At 61.1% G+C, this 19,334-nt stretch carries 7 protein-coding genes and 1 tRNA gene; 1 reads left to right on the top strand and 7 read right to left on the bottom strand.

Annotated elements, in window-relative coordinates:
* Positions 1 to 51: 51 nt before the first annotated feature.
* Genes ACE3TY_RS09635 through ACE3TY_RS09625 form a run of 3 tightly spaced genes read right to left on the bottom strand, consistent with a single transcriptional unit; the run spans position 52 to position 2,500 of the window.
* Positions 52 to 1,422, bottom strand: coding sequence for a TolC family outer membrane protein (locus ACE3TY_RS09635; protein ID WP_374652810.1), 1,371 nt, complete (start codon positions 1,420 to 1,422; stop codon positions 52 to 54).
* Between the two features lie 50 nt (positions 1,423 to 1,472).
* Complete coding sequence (locus ACE3TY_RS09630) at positions 1,473 to 1,805, bottom strand: rhodanese-like domain-containing protein (protein WP_374652809.1); 333 nt, start codon at positions 1,803 to 1,805, stop codon at positions 1,473 to 1,475.
* 8 nt (positions 1,806 to 1,813) lie between these two features.
* Positions 1,814 to 2,500 (bottom strand): protein-L-isoaspartate O-methyltransferase, encoded by a 687-nt coding sequence (locus ACE3TY_RS09625; protein ID WP_374652808.1) that lies wholly within the window; start codon positions 2,498 to 2,500, stop codon positions 1,814 to 1,816.
* A 282-nt stretch (positions 2,501 to 2,782) separates the two neighbouring features.
* Here ACE3TY_RS09625 and ACE3TY_RS09620 point away from each other — a divergent pair.
* Positions 2,783 to 2,856: transfer RNA gene (locus tag ACE3TY_RS09620), tRNA-Cys, on the top strand.
* A gap of 128 nt (positions 2,857 to 2,984) precedes the next feature.
* Here the strand turns inward: ACE3TY_RS09620 and ACE3TY_RS09615 are convergent.
* The 4 genes from ACE3TY_RS09615 to ACE3TY_RS09600 form a co-directional block, all read right to left on the bottom strand.
* Complete coding sequence (locus ACE3TY_RS09615; RefSeq protein ID WP_374652807.1) at positions 2,985 to 4,373, bottom strand: TolC family outer membrane protein; 1,389 nt, start codon at positions 4,371 to 4,373, stop codon at positions 2,985 to 2,987.
* Positions 4,374 to 4,521: 148 nt separating this feature from the next.
* Positions 4,522 to 5,850: an HlyD family type I secretion periplasmic adaptor subunit gene (locus ACE3TY_RS09610; protein WP_374652806.1), complete on the bottom strand. Its 1,329-nt coding sequence runs from the start codon at positions 5,848 to 5,850 to the stop codon at positions 4,522 to 4,524.
* 5 nt (positions 5,851 to 5,855) lie between these two features.
* Complete coding sequence (locus tag ACE3TY_RS09605) at positions 5,856 to 8,309, bottom strand: type I secretion system permease/ATPase (RefSeq protein WP_374652805.1); 2,454 nt, start codon at positions 8,307 to 8,309, stop codon at positions 5,856 to 5,858.
* A 600-nt stretch (positions 8,310 to 8,909) separates the two neighbouring features.
* Positions 8,910 to 19,151: a DUF5801 repeats-in-toxin domain-containing protein gene (locus tag ACE3TY_RS09600; RefSeq protein ID WP_374652804.1), complete on the bottom strand. Its 10,242-nt coding sequence runs from the start codon at positions 19,149 to 19,151 to the stop codon at positions 8,910 to 8,912.
* Positions 19,152 to 19,334 lie beyond the last annotated feature (183 nt).

Raw genomic sequence — 19,334 nt, 5'->3', positions numbered from 1 at the left:
CCACTAGATATGGCCGGCCCAACCAAACCCAGGAACCCAGCCTTGCCTGCCCTACTCGACCGACGAGCCTGTCCCGATGAATTTGTTGCGCACGTCGTCATAATGCTCCTGCGGGTCGTAGACACCGACATCGAGAGCAAGATTGTTGGCCGTCAAACGCCCCACCGAGGCTAGAACCTGGTAACGCGCAACCACGAGGTTGGTCTCGGCCTGGACCAGGCTGACCTTGGCATTGAGCGCCTCGAGTTCGGCGTCGAGCACATCCAGCACTGTCCGCGCACCAACCTGCTGTTCCTGCTTCACACCGTCAAGGGCCACTTCGGTCGCCCGGACCTGCTCCTTGAACGAATCGATCTGCGCCAAGGCCGTTTCATAGGTCTGCCAGGCATCGACCGCGGTCTGTTCGCCGGCGCGGATGGCTTCGTCGATCTGACGACGGCTCTGCTGATAGAGTTGCTTGGACTGCCGCACGCGGGCGTCCGGAGCACCCGCTTGATAAAGCGGCACGCGCAGCACCCCCAGAATCTGGCCCGTATCCATGGACTGATCTTCGGAGCTCTGCTCTTCGCTGCGCGTCCACGATCCTTCGATCGAGACTGTCGGCAGCAATTCGGAGAAGGCAACGTCGATATCGTCTTTAGCGGCGTCGGACTGATACTTCGCGGCAACCACCGCCGGCGTATTGATCGACTGGGCAACCGCCTCGTCCTTGTTCACCGGAATATCGATCTTCGTGTCCGGCATTTTGAGATCGGTCGGCTCTTCGCCGATTACCTGACGATAGATGGCGATCGAAGCCGTGAGATTGCCTTCGGCAGCGATGCGGTCGGCAATCGCGCCCTGCAGGCGCGATTCCGCCTGCGCCACGTCGGTACGCGTCACCTCGCCGGCATCGAAGCGATCGCGCGTCGCCTGCAGTTGCTGGCCGATGACATTTTCGTTGTTACGGTTGAGTTCCAGCACGGCGCGGTCGCGTACGACCTGCATATAGGCCTGCACGGCTTGCAGCAGCACCTGCTGTTCGGTGTCGGCGAGATTGGCGCGGCCGGACAACACTCTGTTCTCCGCCGCAGACGTCGCGGACACGGTTTCAAAGCCGCTGAAGAGCGGCTGCGAGACGGTGACGCCGAACTGTCGGGAATCGAGATTCTGATCGAGCATCAAGGGCGTGTTCTGCTCGATCCAAGTCTTGCCGCCCTCGACCTGACCGACAACCGTCGGGCGCCAGCCGCTCAGCGCTTCGGGAACCGCTTCATCGGTGGCACGCAGCTGGGCGCGCGCGGCCTCAAGCGTGGGATTGCCGGCATACGCTTGCGCGAGAGCTTCGTTGAGATCGACAGCGAGTGCGGGCGTCGCAATAGCGCCACACAGCATCACCGCGAACATCGCCGTCGCCGTATTCCCAAGATTCCGCCGCTTCATGATCCCAACCGTCCCTTCTTAACGAGGTGTGTTCAATTTCAAGAGGATAATTAGTAACGCGCCATGTCGGGATCGATTTCGCGGGCCCAGGCATCGATGCCGCCGGCCAGATTCATCGCGTTGTCGAACCCGTTCCGCCGCAGCCACATTGTAGCATTGAGACTGCGCATCCCATGATGACAGATCATGATCAATGGAACCTCAGCGCGCAATTGCGGGGCGTAGTGCTGCAGCTCGCCCAGCGGTATAGCCCTGCTCCCGACGATGCGGCAGATATCCACTTCCCACGGTTCGCGCACATCGACCAGTTCTATCGTTCTTCCGGTCGCGATGAGATCCTGCAACGCCGCGACGCCGATCTGAATACTGCCAGATTCCACCATCGCTGTCGTCAGAAGTCGAATGCCGGCACCGGCTCGAAACCGGACAGCAGCGGGGTATTTGCGTCAAATAGAACGCGTGTGCCGAAGGCACCTGAATCGGCGCGCGCCATCAATACGGCGCGGCCCACGGTGACATTATTGTCGCGCAATACCGTCACCAGCTTCCCGCCTTGCTTCAGCTGTTCGAGAAGCCGTGCCGGCACTTCGCCAACGGCACCTTCGATGAGGATTGCATTGAACGGCCCACTCTGCGCGTGGCCGTCTTTCAGCGGCCCGGAAACCAGATTGACAGTGACATCCCCAACACCGCCCAGTGCACTGCGTGCGATTTCGACCAGAGCGGGATCGCATTCGAGCGCAGTGACGCTCGCCCCCAATCGGCCCAGCAAGGCCGCACCATAACCGCCTGCCGCGCCAACCACGAGCACCTTGTCGCCAGGCTGAACATGAAGCGTCTGCACCAGGCGTGCGAGAACCATCGGCTCCATCATGAAACGGCCATTGCCGAGGGGCAGGTCGTCGTCGATATAGGCACGGGCCTGAAGTGCGCTGCCGAGGAAACGCTCACGCGGCAATTCCGCCAAGGCGTCGATCAGGCGTTCGTCCGTCACCTTGTTGGTGCGAATCTGTCCGTCGACCATGAAGCGCCGTGCCGCTGCGTAATCCTTCGCCGCGGAATTCGTCGTTGCTGCCATCACCATTTCCTACCCCTTGGCATCCCGGATCCGGCGCCGGCAATTGTTCTGCCGACCGCCGATTGCCGGCCACGATTCCGCGCGGCCAACCGTATGGTCAGCTTTATAGCGATATTGCCGCATTGCGACAAGAAGAGCCGGTGACCTCCAGGAATCGTCGCGCCGAATCAGGGACATGGCGCATATTTTTACGGGTCTTGCGGTCGTTCACACTCTTGACCCTGCATCACTCCGGCTCTATACGTGCGCTCGCCTTTCGGCGCCGCATCGCGGGCGCCCGCAGGCCCGGTGGCAGAGTGGCCATGCAGAGGACTGCAAATCCTCGTACGTCGGTTCGATTCCGGCCCGGGCCTCCACTTTTCTACCCCAGGACATCATGGCGCGCGGCCGCGGTCGGACCGATACACCGGCGCCGCGGCCAAGGAAAAACCCCGCGGCAGATACCGCGGGGTTCATTTCCTGCCGACGCTGACGCGTCGGTCGCTTATTCGGCGTAGCTGACTTCGTCAGGCGTCGCTTCTGCCGGCATCTGCGCGCCGACATACTGCACCAGCTCGCCCTGAGCGGCGACGATACGGTAGTTGGCGAAGGTCTCGAACACACGCGCCGAGATCAGATCATCCTTGGACAGGAACAGATCGTTGGCGGCATCGAGCAGATCGAGCAGGCCGCGCTGGCCGATATCGAACTGCTGCTGATAGACGTCCTTGGTCTGCTGGTTGGCATCGACCTGCTTTTCAAGGTTGGCGATGCTTTCCTGCTGGGTCTGGCGATCGGCCCAGGAGACGCGCACGTCTTCCTCAACCACACGCTCCTGCTGGCGGAGCTGTTCCAACTGCTCGTTGATATGCTCCTTGAACTCCTTCGAGCGGGCGATGTCGGCGCCGCCGCGATAGAGGTTATACTGGACGTTCACCAGAGCGGCAGCATTGTAGGTGGTGTCTTCGCGGCCGTTGGCGTGCTGGCTGGTGTTGCCGGTCAGCTGCAGTTCAACCTGCGGCCAGAACACCGACTCTTCAACATCGAGTTCCGATTCAGCCACCTGGATGTCGTGCTTTTCGAGCAGCACCTTCGGGTTGACCTGCAGGCCGCGGGCAACCGACTGTTCGACATCGGCCGGGATTGGCATGTCGGCGGCAGTGGCCACAGGCTCGAGATCCGTGGCCGGCTGGCCGATCACACGCTGGAAGGTCGCCTGCGCGTTGCGCAGGTCGCCCTGGATCTGGATGAGGCTGGAACGGGCGGTCGCGAGGCGGGCTTCAGCCTGACGGACGTCGGCGATATTGCCGCCGCCGAGTTCGGCACGCTTCTGCACCAGGCCGAGGATTTCCTCGTGAGCGCGGACATTCTCTTCGGCGTTGGAGACGCGCTCAGTGTGGCGGAGCACATCGAGATAGACTTCGGTCGCATCGAGCGACTGCACCTGCGCTTCGTCCTGGATCCGCTCGGCCTGCGATTTGATGCGGCCCTGCTGGCGCTCGACTTCGCTGTCGATACGGCCACCGTCGAAGATCGGCTGCTGCAGGCTGATCTGCGCGTTCTGCGTGAACAGCACGCGGCCATGATCGTGCGGCCCCTGGTTCAGCGTGGCATCCGGATGATCGACGCCGCCATTTTCAGAGAATTCCGGGCCGGCATTGAATTCTGCATCGATCTGCGGGAGATACGCACCGCGCGCCTGGCGCAGTTCATGGTCGATGGAACGGCGGTTTTTCACCTGCTCGCCCACGGTCGGGTTCGTCGTCACGACAAGCTGGATCGCTTCCTTGAGCGACATAGCCTGCGCGCCGTTGATGCCAACGCCGAAAGTCGTACCGACAACGGCGCCGAGCAGCAGCGCCTTCGTGATGCGCGTCCGCTTAACTTCAATCATGCTCGCTACCCCCAAAGCTGACCCCGGTCTGACGAATACTTGTCGATTCGATGCCGGGAAGACAACACGTTTAGCCGTTAATCATATTTTAAGGCAATTCCACTCGAAGCTTTTACCTGATTTAGCCAATTGATGCAGCAACTTTTTCTTACCTTTCCGTGAGTGCCTGCTCGCGTGCTTTCAGGATTGGTTTCAGCAAATACTCTAGGACCGTCTTCTTGCCCGTAAGAATATCGACCGACGCGGTCATACCCGGAATAATGGGCAGTTCCTGGCCTTCCTTGCCGACCAGATAGTTCTTATCGGTACGCAAGCGCACGCGGAAATACAACTCTTTCTTCTCATTCTCGATGGCGTCGGCGCTGATATCCTCGACCGTGCCGTCCAGGCCGCCATAGATCGAAAAATCATAGGCCGTGATCTTGATCTTGGCGGGCTGGCCCGGGGCGATGAAACCACGGTCCTGCGGCCGGATATTAGCCTCGATAAGAAGATTGTCCTCGATCGGGACGATTTCCATGATGTCCTGGGCCGGCTGGATGACGCCGCCAATGGTCCGAATCTTGATGTCCTTCACGGTGCCTTTGACGGGCGACAGAACCTCCGTCCGGCGAACCTTGGCGCCCGCATCCTTCATCGATTCCTGGACCGTCGAGAGGTCGGTTTGGTGCTTGGCGATTTCCTGCGCCGCCTGGGCACGGTAGGTCTGCACGGCTTCGGCCATCTTCGATTGGGCCGCCTGCAGGGCCGCGGTGGCAGCCGGCCGTTCGGCCTGGGCGTTCTCGATATCGGCCTGGAACTGCTGGACCTGCTGCTGGCCTTCGAGCACCTCGTTCTCGCCGGCGCCGCCGGCGGCGCGCAGTTTGATGAGGTTGTCGAGCCGCTTCTGCGCCGTGCCGATCAGGCTGCGGGCCGATTTGATCTTGGTGTCGATCGCGCGCACTTCCTGCTGGCGCTGCGCCACTTCGTCATTGAGCGTCGCCTGCTGCGAGCGCAATTGGGACTGGCGGACGGTGAACTGCCCCTTCTCGGCCGCAACCTTCTCGGGATATTTCGCCACGAGGTCGTCCGGAAACTTGATGTCATCGACCGATTTCACGCCGTCGATTTCGGCCTGCAGGCGGGTGATGGCCGCCTGGGCGATGTAAAAGCGCTGCGTCAGTTCGGCGAGGCTCGCCACCGCGGTGTCGTTGCGGATGATCAGGATCGGCTCGCCCTTTTCGACCGTCTGGCCGTCGCGCACCCGCATCTCCTCAAGGATACCGCCGTCGAGGCTCTGGATGACCTGCGTCTGGCTCGACGGCACCACCTTCGCCTCGCCGCGCGTGATGACGTCGAGTACGGCGTAGTTGGACCAGGCGACGAAGACCACCGCGACCAGCAGGATGGCGAACAGCAGAAGATGGCCGAAGAGGCGCGTGCCTTCCTTTTCGGAAGCGGCCGGATCGATCCAGAGGTCCTTATTGGTAATCGACATATGCGTCAGCCTTCGTTGGCGCGGATGCGCCCCTTCATGAGCGCGTCAAGCACGCCCGCCTTCGGCCCGTCGGCCACGACCTTGCCGCGGTCCAGCACGATCAGGCGGTCGACCAGCGAGAGCATCGAGTTGCGATGCGTCACCAGCAGCATGGTCTTGCCCTGGGTGATCTCGCCCAAGCGCGCCTTGAAGGCGTTTTCGGTTGAATTGTCCATCGAACTGGTGGGTTCGTCGAGCAGCAGGATCGGCGGATTGAGCAGCATGGCGCGCGCCACCGCAACGGATTGACGCTGGCCGCCGGAAAGATAACGGCCGTTCTCGCCCACCGGCATGTCATAGCCCGACGGGTGCTGGCGCACGAACTGGTCGACGCCGGCCAGGGTCGCGGCACGGATGACAGAATCCTCGTCCACATAGGGCGCGCCCAGCGTGATATTGTCCTTGACCGAGCCGAAGAAGAGATGCGGGTCCTGCAGCACGCAGCCGACGCTCTGCCGGAGGTCCGTCGGGTCGAGCTGGCGGATATCGACCCCGTCGATCAGCACGGCGCCCTCGGTGGGCTCGAAGAGACCCAGCACAAGCCGCTCGATCGTGGTCTTGCCCGAACCGATGCGGCCGACGATGCCGACGCGCTCGCCCGGCTGGATGCGGAACGAAACCCCGTCCAGCGCCGGCACCTGGGCGTTGGGATATTTGAACTGGACGTTGCGGAACTCGATGGCGCCTTCGATCAGCGGGCGGCGCAGGAACACCTTGCCGTGCGGCCGCTCGATGGGCAGCGCCATCATGCGGTTGAGGCCCTGCAGCGAGGTCCAGGATTGATGGAAGCGCACGATGAGGCCGGCGATCTGGCCCAGGGGCGCCATGGCGCGGCTGGTCAGCATCGAGGCCGCGACCATCGCGCCGGTGGTGAGCGCCGGCGTGGTCGAGGCCGGATCGTGGAAGAATATCTTGTAGCAGCCCACCATGATGACGCCGGCAAAAGCGAGGTTCGACGACATCATCACGAAATTGACAGCGATGGTCGACCAGAAGCGCGAGGTCTTGGCGGATTCGGAGGAGGCCGCGACATAGCCGTCCCAGTCGCGCTGCAGCTGGCCCTCGGCCGAACTCGCCTTGATCATGTCGAGGCCGTTGATGGCTTCGACCAGGGTCGCATGCTTCTGGGCGCTTTCGCGATAGGAGCGTTCGACGGCCCGCTTCATCGGAATCTGTACCAGGATGCTGACCGCGATCACGATCGGGATCAGCACCGCCGGCACGATCGCCACTTCGCCAGCGATCACCCAGACGATGATGAGGAAGATGAACACGAACGGCAGATCGATGATGGCCGAGAGCGTCGCCGAGGTGAAGAAGTCGCGCAAACTCTCATAGGATTGGATGTTGCTGGCGAAGGCACCGGCCGATTGCGGCCCGGCCGCCATGCGGATCGACAGCATCTGCTGGAACAAGGACGACGAAACCTTGCGGTCGAGCGACTTGCCGGCGACATCGAGGAAATAGGCGCGCAGGGTGCGCAGGACGAAATCGAAGAAGAAGACCAGCAGCACGCCCGCCGCCAGCATCAATAGCGTTTCCTCGGCCTTGTTCGGCACGACGCGGTCATAGACCTGCATCGAGAAGAGCGAGGTGCCGATGGTGAAGAAGTTGATCAAGAGCGCCGCGACCACGACCTCCAGATAGACCGGCGTGTAGCGCATCACATTGGCCCAGAACCAGTTGCGGCCCTTGGCCTCGGTCATGTCGGCGGTACGGTTGTCGAGGCGGATCTTCGGCCGCACGACCAGCATCTGACCGGTATAGAGTTCAGCCAGGGCGCTGAGCTGCATCGTGTGCGAACCGTCCATCGTGTCGGGCGTCGCCACCTCGACCTTGCCGTCGCGCGGGGTCGACAGCATCACGCAGGCCTTGCGGTCCTTCAGCAGAAGGACGGCCGGCAGGGTCATGGCATCGACCTTGTCGAGCTTCTTCCTGACCTTGTTGGCGGCAAGCCCGATACGGTCGGCGGCGCGCAGGAACAGATCGGGTGTCAGCCCGTCTTCCGCGATCGGCAGGCCGTGCGAAATGGCGGCGGGCGAGCGCGGGTTGGAAAAGATGCGGGTCAAGATGACCAAGCAGGAAAGCAGCGGATCGTCGCGCATCGCCGGGCCGGAATATTCCGCCGGCGGTCCCGCCGGCGCCGCCGTGGCGACCGGGTTGGGATTCATCTTCAAGCCGCCGGGCAGCGTTGCTCCGGGAGGCAGCCCGCCTGCCGCGGCCTGGGCGCCGGCCGCACCTTGCCCGTTACCTGGCTTCGAACCCGCACCGGTTGAATTTCCCGCAGGCGCGGCAGCGGCACTCGCGGCCGGGTGCGGCGCGGCGGCGGCCGGGGCTGGCTTCACACCGGAGGCTGAGGTCGCAGCGGAAGCATTGGGGGCGGTGGCGCCGGGCTGGCCGGCGGTCGGGCTCGATGACATCAGCTGAAGTCCAATTCTTTCAGGCCATTCGCGGCGCCTTTTACCATATTTTCAGGCGCGCGTAAGGCGGTGCAATGTGACCAAAGGCACGTATCGGCAAGAAAGTGGCGGAAGCTCCGCGCGGGCAAATCCGGGCCGCTGCGTCGCACCAAAGCGAGCATTTCCGCCCTTTTTGCCCAGGCCAGCCAGCTTCCGCCGCCCCTTCCCCACAAGCATGCCCGCCCAAGAGCTTAGGCCGATTTGGTTAACGGGGGGTTTCGTCGGTCGTGACAAGTGGCCGAATCAAGGACGCCCGGCGCCGAGAAAGCGTCCGAAGCCAGTTCCAGATAGGTAATGGTACGCTGCCATACATGGCGGCCACGTGATCGATCCAGACCGGCGACTGCTCGCGGAACACACGATCGGTGTGAAATGTGTCGGCCACATAGCCTTCCGACCACCCCGAAAAGATCACCATGATCCCGCCCCTCGCCCACTTTTATGTCGCAAGGCCATAGCGTTAGCCGTTCTCGGTTAAGCGAAAGATTAACCACGGGCCAGACAAAGAAAAAGGGCGAGACCCGAAGGTCCCGCCCCGTTTCGACTACTAGAGAGACAAACTTAGTTGGTGGTCACGTCCAAGCCATCTTCGACTGCGATGAGTTTGCCGGCGCCGTTGGTCCACAGCGTATAAGTGTGGTTACCGAATGCTCCATCATTGAACTGGAACGTCGACTGCACACCACCGTCATTCGGATTCACATCCGTCACCTGCGTGAAGCCAGTGAGATTGACATTGTCGCGCGTGCCATTCGAGTTGTCGCCGATGATGAACAGATCAATCTGAACATTGTTGGTGCCACCGCCTTGCTGATCAGTATCCACCGTCGCGATGTTCTGATCGAGCACATCTGCGGCATTGATGGTGACCGTGCGGTTACTGTTGTGGTTGCTGTCACCCAGATCGATCATCTCGACGTTGGCAAACTTCGCACCACCGGCCGCCACGTTATCGAAGGCAAAGGTCGATTCCGCCGTTTGAACACGGTCGAAATCGGTGCCACCATCCACTAGGTAGTCGCTGGTGTCGAACACCAGGGTGTCGTCGCCTGCCCCAGCTACGAGAACGTCGATCCCACTACCGCCACTGAGCGTCTCATCACTATCGTCACCAATAATGATGTCGTCGCCGCTAGTACCAGCCAGCGTGGAGTTGCCACTAAGGCCACCGGTAGCAACGTATTTGACACCGACGTTCCCAACGTCGCTGGCACCTTCCGAGTCTTCGACTGTGTAGTTGAAGTTTGTCGAGTCACCGCTATTGAGGGAGTTGTCGCCGAAACCGCTCCACTGAGTATCAAGATTAATGGTAACCGTGTCGCTGCCGGCGTCGTGACTCGGCGTGCTGCTCTCGAAGTAGCCCGACTGACCACTACCAGCGGACACATTGGTAATGTCGAGGTTAGAGGGCGTTTCAGCGTCATCATCATTCCGCTTCAACCAAGCATCAGCAACAACGAAGCTGCCTATATTGCTCGTGATGATGTTGTCATTGCCAGTAACAGGCGCCGTGTTGTCGGAGACGATCGACAGATTGACCGCCGCCACCGCCGTCAGACCGAAGCTGTCCTGCATCGTGTACTGGAAGCTGGCCGGACCGTAGTAGTTGGCATTCGGCACGAACTGCACCTGTGTGCCGCCATTGATCAGCGTCGCTGTACCATTGACGCCGCCCTGGACGGAAACGATCGAGATACCGTCGCCATCCGGGTCGCTGTCGTTGACGAGCAGCGTCGAGACATCGATGATGATCGGGTCATTCTCCGAGCCGATGATGACACCGTCATCGTTGGCAACCGGCGCATGGTTCACGTTGTTGATCGTGATGACCAGGTCGGCACCGCCCGGGAGCGAATTACCAGGCACCGCATCGTCGTCACCGTCACCGCCCGCACCATCGGCGAGGTCCGTATCGCCATCCGCATCCTTCGTGCCGTAGTGGAACACGACATTCTGGGTCTGGGTGACCGAGCCCGGGGTGAAGGTGTAACCGCCAGTCTCCATGTTGAAGACCATCCGGCCATACTCGGTATCGAAGCTAACCACATGGCCCGCGACCACCACGTTCGTGCCGGCACCGCCGACCGAGAGCGCATTGGCCGAGACACCATCCCAGCTGAAGGCGACGTCGAACGCGCTGCCGCTGCCGTCATGCGAGAAGGTGTAGATGTGGTTGGCACCGTTGCCATTAGCATCAGGAGTTGTGTCAAGCACACCGTTGTCGCCCACACCAGATGTATCGACACCCGTCAGCACGTTGCCGGTGATGTCGCCGGAACCGATCGTGGCTTCGAGTTCGGCCGCGAGGTCGTTCTCGTTGGTCACAATGATCACTTCGCCGACCGGGTTGTTGTTGCCATCCGGGTTGGCGACATCGATCAGGTCCTGGTCCAACGCGTTGAGGCCGGGGCCAACGCCAACCGCGTAGACTTTGGTCACGCCGTTGTTCTCAAGCGCACTGTCCCACGCCGTCTTCTGACCGTTGGTGAGCGAGTTGTTGTTGCCCCCGTCACCATCGATGGTCGGTGTACCGTCCGAGAGGAAGTAGACCGTGACCGGCGCGCCGGGGATCTTGCCGTCATTGTCGGCAAGGCCCGCACCACCGAAGGACACGGCGTCCTCATAGCTGGTGTACTGGCCCGCCGGGTCGTTGCTGTTGATGTAGTTCATCGCCTCCGCAGGCGTGCCCCAGAAGTCCATGCGCTGGCCGTCCGACGCGAACTGCACAATCAAGACCTTCACGTCGCCGAGCTGGTCGTACTTGTTGAGCAGGTTCTGGATCGCCGCCTTGGCCAGGTCGAGACGCGTCACGCCACCGCCGATGTCGTTATCCATCGAACCCGACCGGTCGAGGATGATCATGACGTTGTTCTGCTGGGCACCGTTCTCATCGCCCGAGTTCGCGTCGTTGTAGTTAATCGGCGCGATGTCGGCTTCCTGATGCATGCTGATCGAGAAATCAGCACTGTCCGTGTCGCCGTCGCCGTCCGTCACCTTGTAGGAGAAGTTGTAGGTGTGCGGATCGACATCCTGCGACGTCTGATTAAAGCTCCAGGAACCATTCTCGTTGACGGTCAGGTCGCCGTGCGGCGTCGAGACAGTCACCGAGCCATTGCTCAGATTGTGCTCCTGGCCATCGAAGGTCACCGAGGTGATCTTGCCGCCATCGGCGCCAAGATGATCGTTCGCTAGCAGACCCGGGGCAGCAACCACCAGTTCCGCACCGCCGCCTTGCGAGAAGGTCGGCACCGCAGTGACGCCGTCGTCAGCCGCCACCGGCAGATCGTCGTCGATCTGGACGTTGATAAAGGCCGAGGCGTGGTCGTTGTTGCTGTCGGTCGCCAGCACCGGAATGCTGAGGCCCAGATTGTCTTCGGTATCGACCGAGGAATGCTGGAGCGGCTTCAGCAGGGTGAAGGTCCAGGTCCCGTCACCGTCGTTGCTGGGGTTCGGACCGGACAGGGTCAGCGTGAAGTACTGATTGGCCGGGTTGGCCGGGTCGCTGCCCTGCAGGTAACCGACGATCGAGGTCGGGCTGACGACGTGCCACAGGATGTTCTGACCGGCCAGGTTGTTGAGGCCCGTGTCGGAACCTTCGCCAGCGGCCAGGGTGACCGAGCCCGGGGCATCGCCGAGGAAGTCGGCGTTGTAGGTGCCCGAGCAGCTGGCGCTGTTGCCACCGAGATCGTCGCCAACCGACGGAACCGGCAGATCCTGGTTGCCGGCGGCGAGGAAGTCCTCGTCCACCAGGCCATAACCGGCCTGGGCCGTCTGGCTGTAGTTGATGGTCAGCGTCGGCACATCATTGCTGTCGACCGTGATGTCGACACAGCCGGTGACATAGTCGCCGTCGGCGTCGGTCACTTTGGTGTTGAAGTGCAGCTGGGCATCCTGGTTGCCGTCGATCTTGCCGTAGAGCTCGAACTCATACTGCTTGGTCGCGTCGTTGAGCGTGATCTTCCAGATCACCTCATCCCCGGCCTTGCCGACGATGGTGTTGCCGCCATCGGCCAGCGAGTTGATGATGCTGACACCGTTATGATCGTAGCCGCTGTCGCCCGTGCTGGTGAAGGCGATGTCACCGGGGCCGTCGGCACCGAAATCGGCGCAGATGGTGCCAGTGATCTCGGTCGGCACGAGGACTTCCTCGACAAGGTTCAGGGTGACCTGCTTGACGTTATAGTCGGAGCTGTCGCCGGACTGGTTGCCGTTGCCGTCCGTGGTGCCCGGGAGCGCCGCAAAGCGGATCTCGTCGAAGCCACCGGCCGGGCCGTCGATGTGCAAGTTGAAATTGCCGCTGGTGCTGGTCGCCACGAAGTTGGTCGGGCCCGCCACGAGGACGCCGTCCTTGTACAGGCTGTAGCTGCCCACTTCGTTACCGACCGAGCCTTCGGTCGAGTAGAAGACGTTGATCTCGACATCGGCCGAGACCGCCCATTTGCCCTCAGCCGCCTCGCCTGCATTGTTCTGCAGCTCGAAGATCATGACTTCGGAGGTCGTGTCGCCGGCTTCGCCGTTGCCCATATAGTTGATTTCGTTGTAGCGGCCACCGTCGCCACCATCGACCGACGAGGTGACGCCGAAGCCCGGCACACCCGGCAGGTTCTGGTTCTCGTTCAGCGTCGCACCCGCATCGCCCGGCGCCGAAACGCGGATCTCGATCAGGTTCGACTGGGCCGGATAGTTGCCCGGGTTGACAGTCACGCTGCCGGCTTCGACGATCGCCGTTTCCGACGGCTCATCGATATCGCCTTCGACACAGCAGGCGGTCGGGGCGTCGTCATCGACCGTGACCTTGATGGTCGCGGTCTTGGTGTCGCCGTCGCCGTCGGTCGCTTTGACGCCGAATTCGAAGTTCAGATTGTCTTCGTAGCGGGTTTCCGGACCGTTGTTGCTGCCATCGGCATCGTTGAACGGGTGCTTCAGCGCCTGATAGAGCGTGAAGGTCCAGTCAGCGCCACCGGCGGTGGGGGTCAAGACCAGGTCGAACACCTTGACGTTCGGGTTATCGTGGCGAACGCCGACGATCTGCCCATTGCTCACCGTCACATCGACCTTGACGCCATCGGCGGTCTTGAGGTCGTTGAGATTTACGGTCTGGTCCTTGCTGTTCTTCACCGAAACGTTGGTGAGGGACAGCGAACCGCCATCGGCCCCGAAATTGACCGCCAGCGAGCCGCCGATCGTCGTGCCGTTCGGACCGTCGCCATTGCTGGCGGCGTTCTCGGTGTTGTCCGGGTTGGTGTCATTGTCCTGCTGACCGTTGGCAAAGTTGGTCGCCGTGGTCAGGAAGTCCTCGTCGACCTTGGCATTGTTGCCGCGGACCTCGATGTCCGAGGGAACGTCGTCCTTGATCTTGATCGAGAAGCTGTCGCTCGACTTGTCACCGTCGGAGTCCGTCACGGTCGCGGTGAAGTCGACGGTCTTGGTGTCGCTGCCGGCACCGTTGTGTTTGATTGACTGCACCATGTCGAAGGTGAACGAGCCGTTGCCATTCTTGACGACGGTGAAATAGACGTCGGCATGGTTGTTGGTGTTGACGCCGTTGTAACCGCCGGCGCCATTGTCAACCAGGACGATGGCTTCGCCGCTGAGGTTGGTGATGACGGTGTCGAGGCTCAGCGTAACAATGCCGGGCTGATCGGCGCCGACGCCACCGAAGGCGCCGAAATCGAGATAGAAGGTGGTGTCGTCGCCGCTATCGCTGGCAATGCCCGATTCCTTCACTTCGTTGTCGTCGCCCGGCTTGTTGTAGAATTTCACTTCGAAGCCGTCGGGGCTGTCGTCATCGACGCGGACCACGATACCGGCGGTGACTTCGTCGCCGTCGCCATCCTTGGCGCCGATGGTGAAGCCGAGGTCGATATCCTGGGCGTTGTCGTTGTTCTCGTTGCCGGGGTGGCCGTGCTCGAGAGCCTGATAGAGGTCGAAGCGGAAGTCACCAGTCGCGGTGTTTAGCGTAAGCTTGAACACGATGTTGGCCGGGTCGCTCGGATCGCCACCGACATAACCCACCACTCCGCCGGCGCTGTTCTGATGGAGGAATACCGTGGCATTATCGGAAGAGCGCAGTACGCCTGCCGCCATGTCCTGGGCCAGCAACTTGATCGCGAAGCCGCCATTGCCGTCCGCACCGAAATCGACATTGACCTTGCCGGTCGCGTAGCTGAGGCCGACGAGATCGCCGTTGGCCGGCCATGAGCCGTCGGCATCCTGGTTGCCCTTGTTGATCCAATCTTCGTCAACGATGGCAACCGGCGAACCATAGCCGACGTCATGACCGAAGAACTTGAAGTAGCTGGTGTATTCGACGCATTCGACCTTGGGGCCGTCATCCTCGAAGGTCACCTTGCTGCCGATATCCACCGATTTCGACGCCACATCCTGGTCGAAGTCAGTCACCGTGACGACCGCCTGCAGGGCGCCGTCATTGATGCTGATGCCTTCGTCGTTGCTGTTCGTATCCGGGTGCTTCAGCGGGATGTACTGCGCAACCGAAACTTCGCCGTCCTGATCGATAGACAGCGCGAAGGCGACCGGGCCGGCCTGATTGCCGACATGGCCGACAACGAGGCCGTTCTCGTTATAGAGCAGGATTGCCGTGCCGCTAAGATCGGTGATGCCAGAGTCAGCGCCGTTGGTGGTCGCAAGCGTGAGGGCGATCGTGGCCGGTTCGTCGGCATTGGCGTCGCCGCCGAAGGTCACGACTGCATTGCCGGATTCGCCCCAGGCGATGATCGACCCCAGATCCTTGAACGCCTGCGGCGCAAGGAAGTTCCACTGATCGTCGTTCTGCAGCCACTTCGTCTCGTCGACGGTGACGTTGTCTGTGTGGCACTCGCTGATCCAGGCGCAGGGCAGATCGTCGATGACTGTCACCGACAAGTGGCCATTGACGCTGTCGCCATCCTTGTCGGAGGCGGTGAAGTTCACGACGATCTCAGTCGTGTTCTCACCATTGCCGGCCGGGTGGTCGAGCTGATCGATCAAGGTCAGCTTGAAGTTGCCGTCATACTCGCCGGCCATCTTCGTAAATTCGACCTTGAAGATATCACGGCCATCGCTGGAGGTGGCCATGGCCACGCCATCGGCGTCCGGCTGGCCAAGAACCACGTCGAAGCCCATCGACTTCAGCGCAACGCCGAGGCTGAGATTGCTGAAGCCGGCGCCTTCATCGGCACCGAAATCGACGCCGGTGGCACCCGAAACCGTGAGGCTTTCCTTCGAATTGTCGCTGCCATTGGCGAGGTCGTCTTCGTTGAGCGTGTTGACCTTGCACAGCGAGACATTGTCGATGTAGCCGCCCAGGCTGTCGCTGGAGCCGACAGCGCGGAACTCAAGCTTCGACAGATCCGGCGTACCATCGCTTTCGCCAGCTTGAACCTGATAGGTGAACTTCAACCACTGACCAGGAGTTTGACCACTGCCATCGAGGGTCGCGATCAGCTTGCCATCGAACCAGACTTCGATGCCGTCGGTCGCGGTATTGCCGACGCGCGGCGTGTACCAAACGCTGAGGTCGTAGAGGTTGCCGTCCTCGGTCGTGACGTCCTGGACCATGTTCGAGTTGTTGTTGGAGTCGAGCTCCACCAATTGCTGGCCATCCTGCGGATTGCCCGCGGCATGATCCTGTATCTCGATGCCGGCGCCGGAGGTCGAATACCAGCCCGGAATGCTGCCGAAGATACCGTAAGCGCCGTTGGCGACATCGGGCGATTCGAAGCTGCCGTTGATCAGCAGATTGTCGCAGGTGCAGCCGCTGAACACCGGCATATCGTCATCGACTTTGATGATGACCGAACCGTTGGCGAAGTCGCCATCGGAATCCGTCGCCTTGTAGACCAGGTCGAGAACGAGATTGTCCTCGAAGCCCGAGCCGGTGTCGCCGGCTTCGTTGGCACCGTTGTCGAAAGGATGATCGAGCTGGTCGAGGAGCGTGAAGGTGAAGTTGCCCGTGGCATGGCCGTTGACGGTCTCAACAACCAGGGAGAACACCTCGCGGTCGCCGGCCACGCCGGTCAGCGTGTGCGTTGCTTCGTCCCAATGATAGACGACTTGCGCGCCGAGCAAGGTGAGCGCAATGACGCCACCAGCACTGTTCCGGGCAGAAGCGTTATTGCCTTCGAGGCCGGCGAAGTCGATCGAGCCTGGCTGGTCGACGCCGAACTTCACACCGAACGCACCATTGATGATCACACCACCATTGTCGTCGCCCGGAGAAACGTTGTCGCCAATGCCATTGGGCAGCGCGTCTTCGTCAGAGTAGTAGCAAACGTCCCAAGTCTTCGGCGCATCGTCAACCACGGTCACTTCAAGCTGGGCCTCAACCGTGTCGCCGTCGAAATCGGTCGCTTCGAAGTAGACCAGCGGGCTGCCGTCCTGGTTGTAAAGATGGATGCCGTCATTGGCGGCGTTGTTCTCGCCATTGACGTCGCCGCCCTCGGGGTTGTGGATCTGGTGATACTGCACAAACACCAGCTCGCCCGAATCCGGGTCGAGACGCAGGACAAAGACGGGAATATCGGTACCCGCCGGTGCTCCCGCAACCAGAGATTCACTGTAATCGTTGCCGCCACCACCGCCCAGCTCCGGCGGGGTCGCCATGCCGATAATGGTATTGGCGTCGAGCTGATAGGCATAAACGGTGAGCTGAACGACGGTGCCGTCCGGCAGTTCGTAGTCAATCGTCCAATTGGTCGCTGCGCTGTCGGCAAGCGAGGCTTCAGTGGTGGCGCTCTCACCCTCGCCGAGGACGTGGCTGGTCTTCATGAACAGTTCGAAGGCTTGCTTATCCGTGCCCGCTTCGCTGGGAAGCAGATTGCCATCGGCATCATAGTTGAAGTTCGAATTGTCGGTGCCGACGCCGGCATCATTGTCGTGCTGGAACTTAGTCAGGCCAGCCTGGTCATTGCCGCCTTTGGTGCCCCAGAAATCATCACCGCCGGCTTTGCCATCGGCGCCGAAGCTGACGCCGCTTTCGTGGGTAAACGGATTATAGCCAAGGTAGGTCTTCGCGACGCCAAGCGCATCGGCATGGAAGCAGCCGTCGCTCAGAAACTCCGGCGCCAGCTTGGCGAGAATACCCTGCTGATAGGAGATATCGACATCTTCGCCGCTGGCAGTGCCCGTGGTGATGTCTTCGAGCATGTTTTCGATCTTATGCTCGATATGGTGCGCGCCCTTGCCGACATCGTCGGTGTTCTGCTCGCTGCCGGCCGGGAGATTCGAATCATATTCCGTGTGCTGAACGCCCTTCGATTCATCGTGACCGATGGTCAGGTTCGCATCGACGATTTCGTAGGGAATATTATTCCAGCAGCCGTAACGGACATGACCGAGTTCGGGATGGTCGTCGACATCGTGGAACACCAGTTCCGTACCGGGAACCGGGGTGACGGAGCCGTCACCGTCGCGCAGGAAGAAGGGAACTTCGATATCCAGAATATCGGTGATGTTGCCCGAAGGATCAATGTCGTTGGCATTGTCCGCCACGCCGGGCACGTTATCGATCACGCCATAAATGGTGAAGGTCAGCGGAATTTCGGAATTACCGGCGACATTCAGTTCATCGGCCGTCGCCGCATCGTCGTCGATCGACAAAGTGAAGACGATGACCGGAACTTGAACGCGACCGCCCTCTCTGGACACCTCCTGGTAACCGCAGTTGCAGGCATCGTCCATGTAGTAGGCGACGACCATCTGACCGGAGACGCCGTCAACCGCCGGCAATAGCACATAGGCCAATTCGTGACCGTGCGAGGTCAGGCCCTTGTCGAGCAGTTGCTGGATAACCGGCGTGTCGCCGGTGTCGATGCCGTCCCCATCAGTGTCGAAAGTCACCTTGCCCGGCAGATCGGCAAAGAACTGAGCTTCAATCACAGCAGTCGAGGATAGCGGTTCACGATCCTGGTCGATGCCACCTTCGGTATCGCCGTTATTGTCGTCCTGATAGGCACCACCGGTCTGCGAACCTTCTTCGTGGTCTTGTGTATCGAAAGGATCGTTACCGACCTTATGGGTTCCGAACGTCGCGCACCAAGCGTTCGGCAGCACGGACCCTTCATTGCCCTCGCCGCCATTGAGGCGCGCCATGATTTCGTAACCGTTGGCAGGGGTCTCCCAGCTGCCGCTCAGCCCTTGGGCCGAAAGCGATTCGCTGCGATCATTTGCTTGCTCCTCAACGATCGGCGCACGCCCAAAATCATCCTCATTGACAACTGGACCTTGCTTGATGCCGATCAGCACCGGTGTCGTATCCTCCTCGTCCGCCTCGTCGATCTCGATGAATTCGCGTTGGATGAGGTTGTAGTTGAGGGCCGTCGGGTTGAGGCCGCCGACTGCATTGAGACCGCCGATGCCGGCATTGGGGTCGAACGGGCTGAAATTGCCGCCATTGTTGTCGGGCCCGGCCCCCTGGTCGCCGGCGCCGGGACCCGCCGCCGTCTGGATGTCTAGATTGGGGTCGGTCGCCGCGAGCACGGCGGCCACGTCGACCGACTTGCCATCGTTGCCGACGATGTTGACTTCGCCCTGCCCGACCGCATCGGCATAGCCAACCAGAATAACTGTGATGTCGCCAACCTTCACCGCCAGGTTGCCATTGTCGCCCAGGCGGGCAACGAGGCCGTCCGCGGGGAACGGCAATTCCACCGTCTCGCCCGGCGTCACCTGGACCCGTACCACGTTCTCGCCCTGCGGCACCTGAACCTGCACCGGTGTCCCGGACTGCGTCAGGTGAACCTGATCGATATCGCTCTCGTGAATGGTAGAGGCGTTCTGGGTGACAGTCGTGTCGGTGGCCATAGCTCGCTCCAATCGGTCGGTTACTAGGAGGCGAGGCCGCGGAAAAAGTTTCTCGTTAAAGGCGGAATAATCCCGGGCCCGCTATTGATGTTCCGACAATAAGAGCCAGCCCGGTCGCACTCAACGCCCGCTACTTAAGATTCCATATACGATAGTGTGCACGAGTTTGTTTTTTGGAAAATT

It is taken from the genome of Dongia sp. (assembly GCF_041918875.1).
Lineage (GTDB): Bacteria > Pseudomonadota > Alphaproteobacteria > Dongiales > Dongiaceae > Dongia.
Note: the sequence above shows the minus strand (reverse complement) of the source record. Positions and strands in the feature narration are given on the sequence as shown.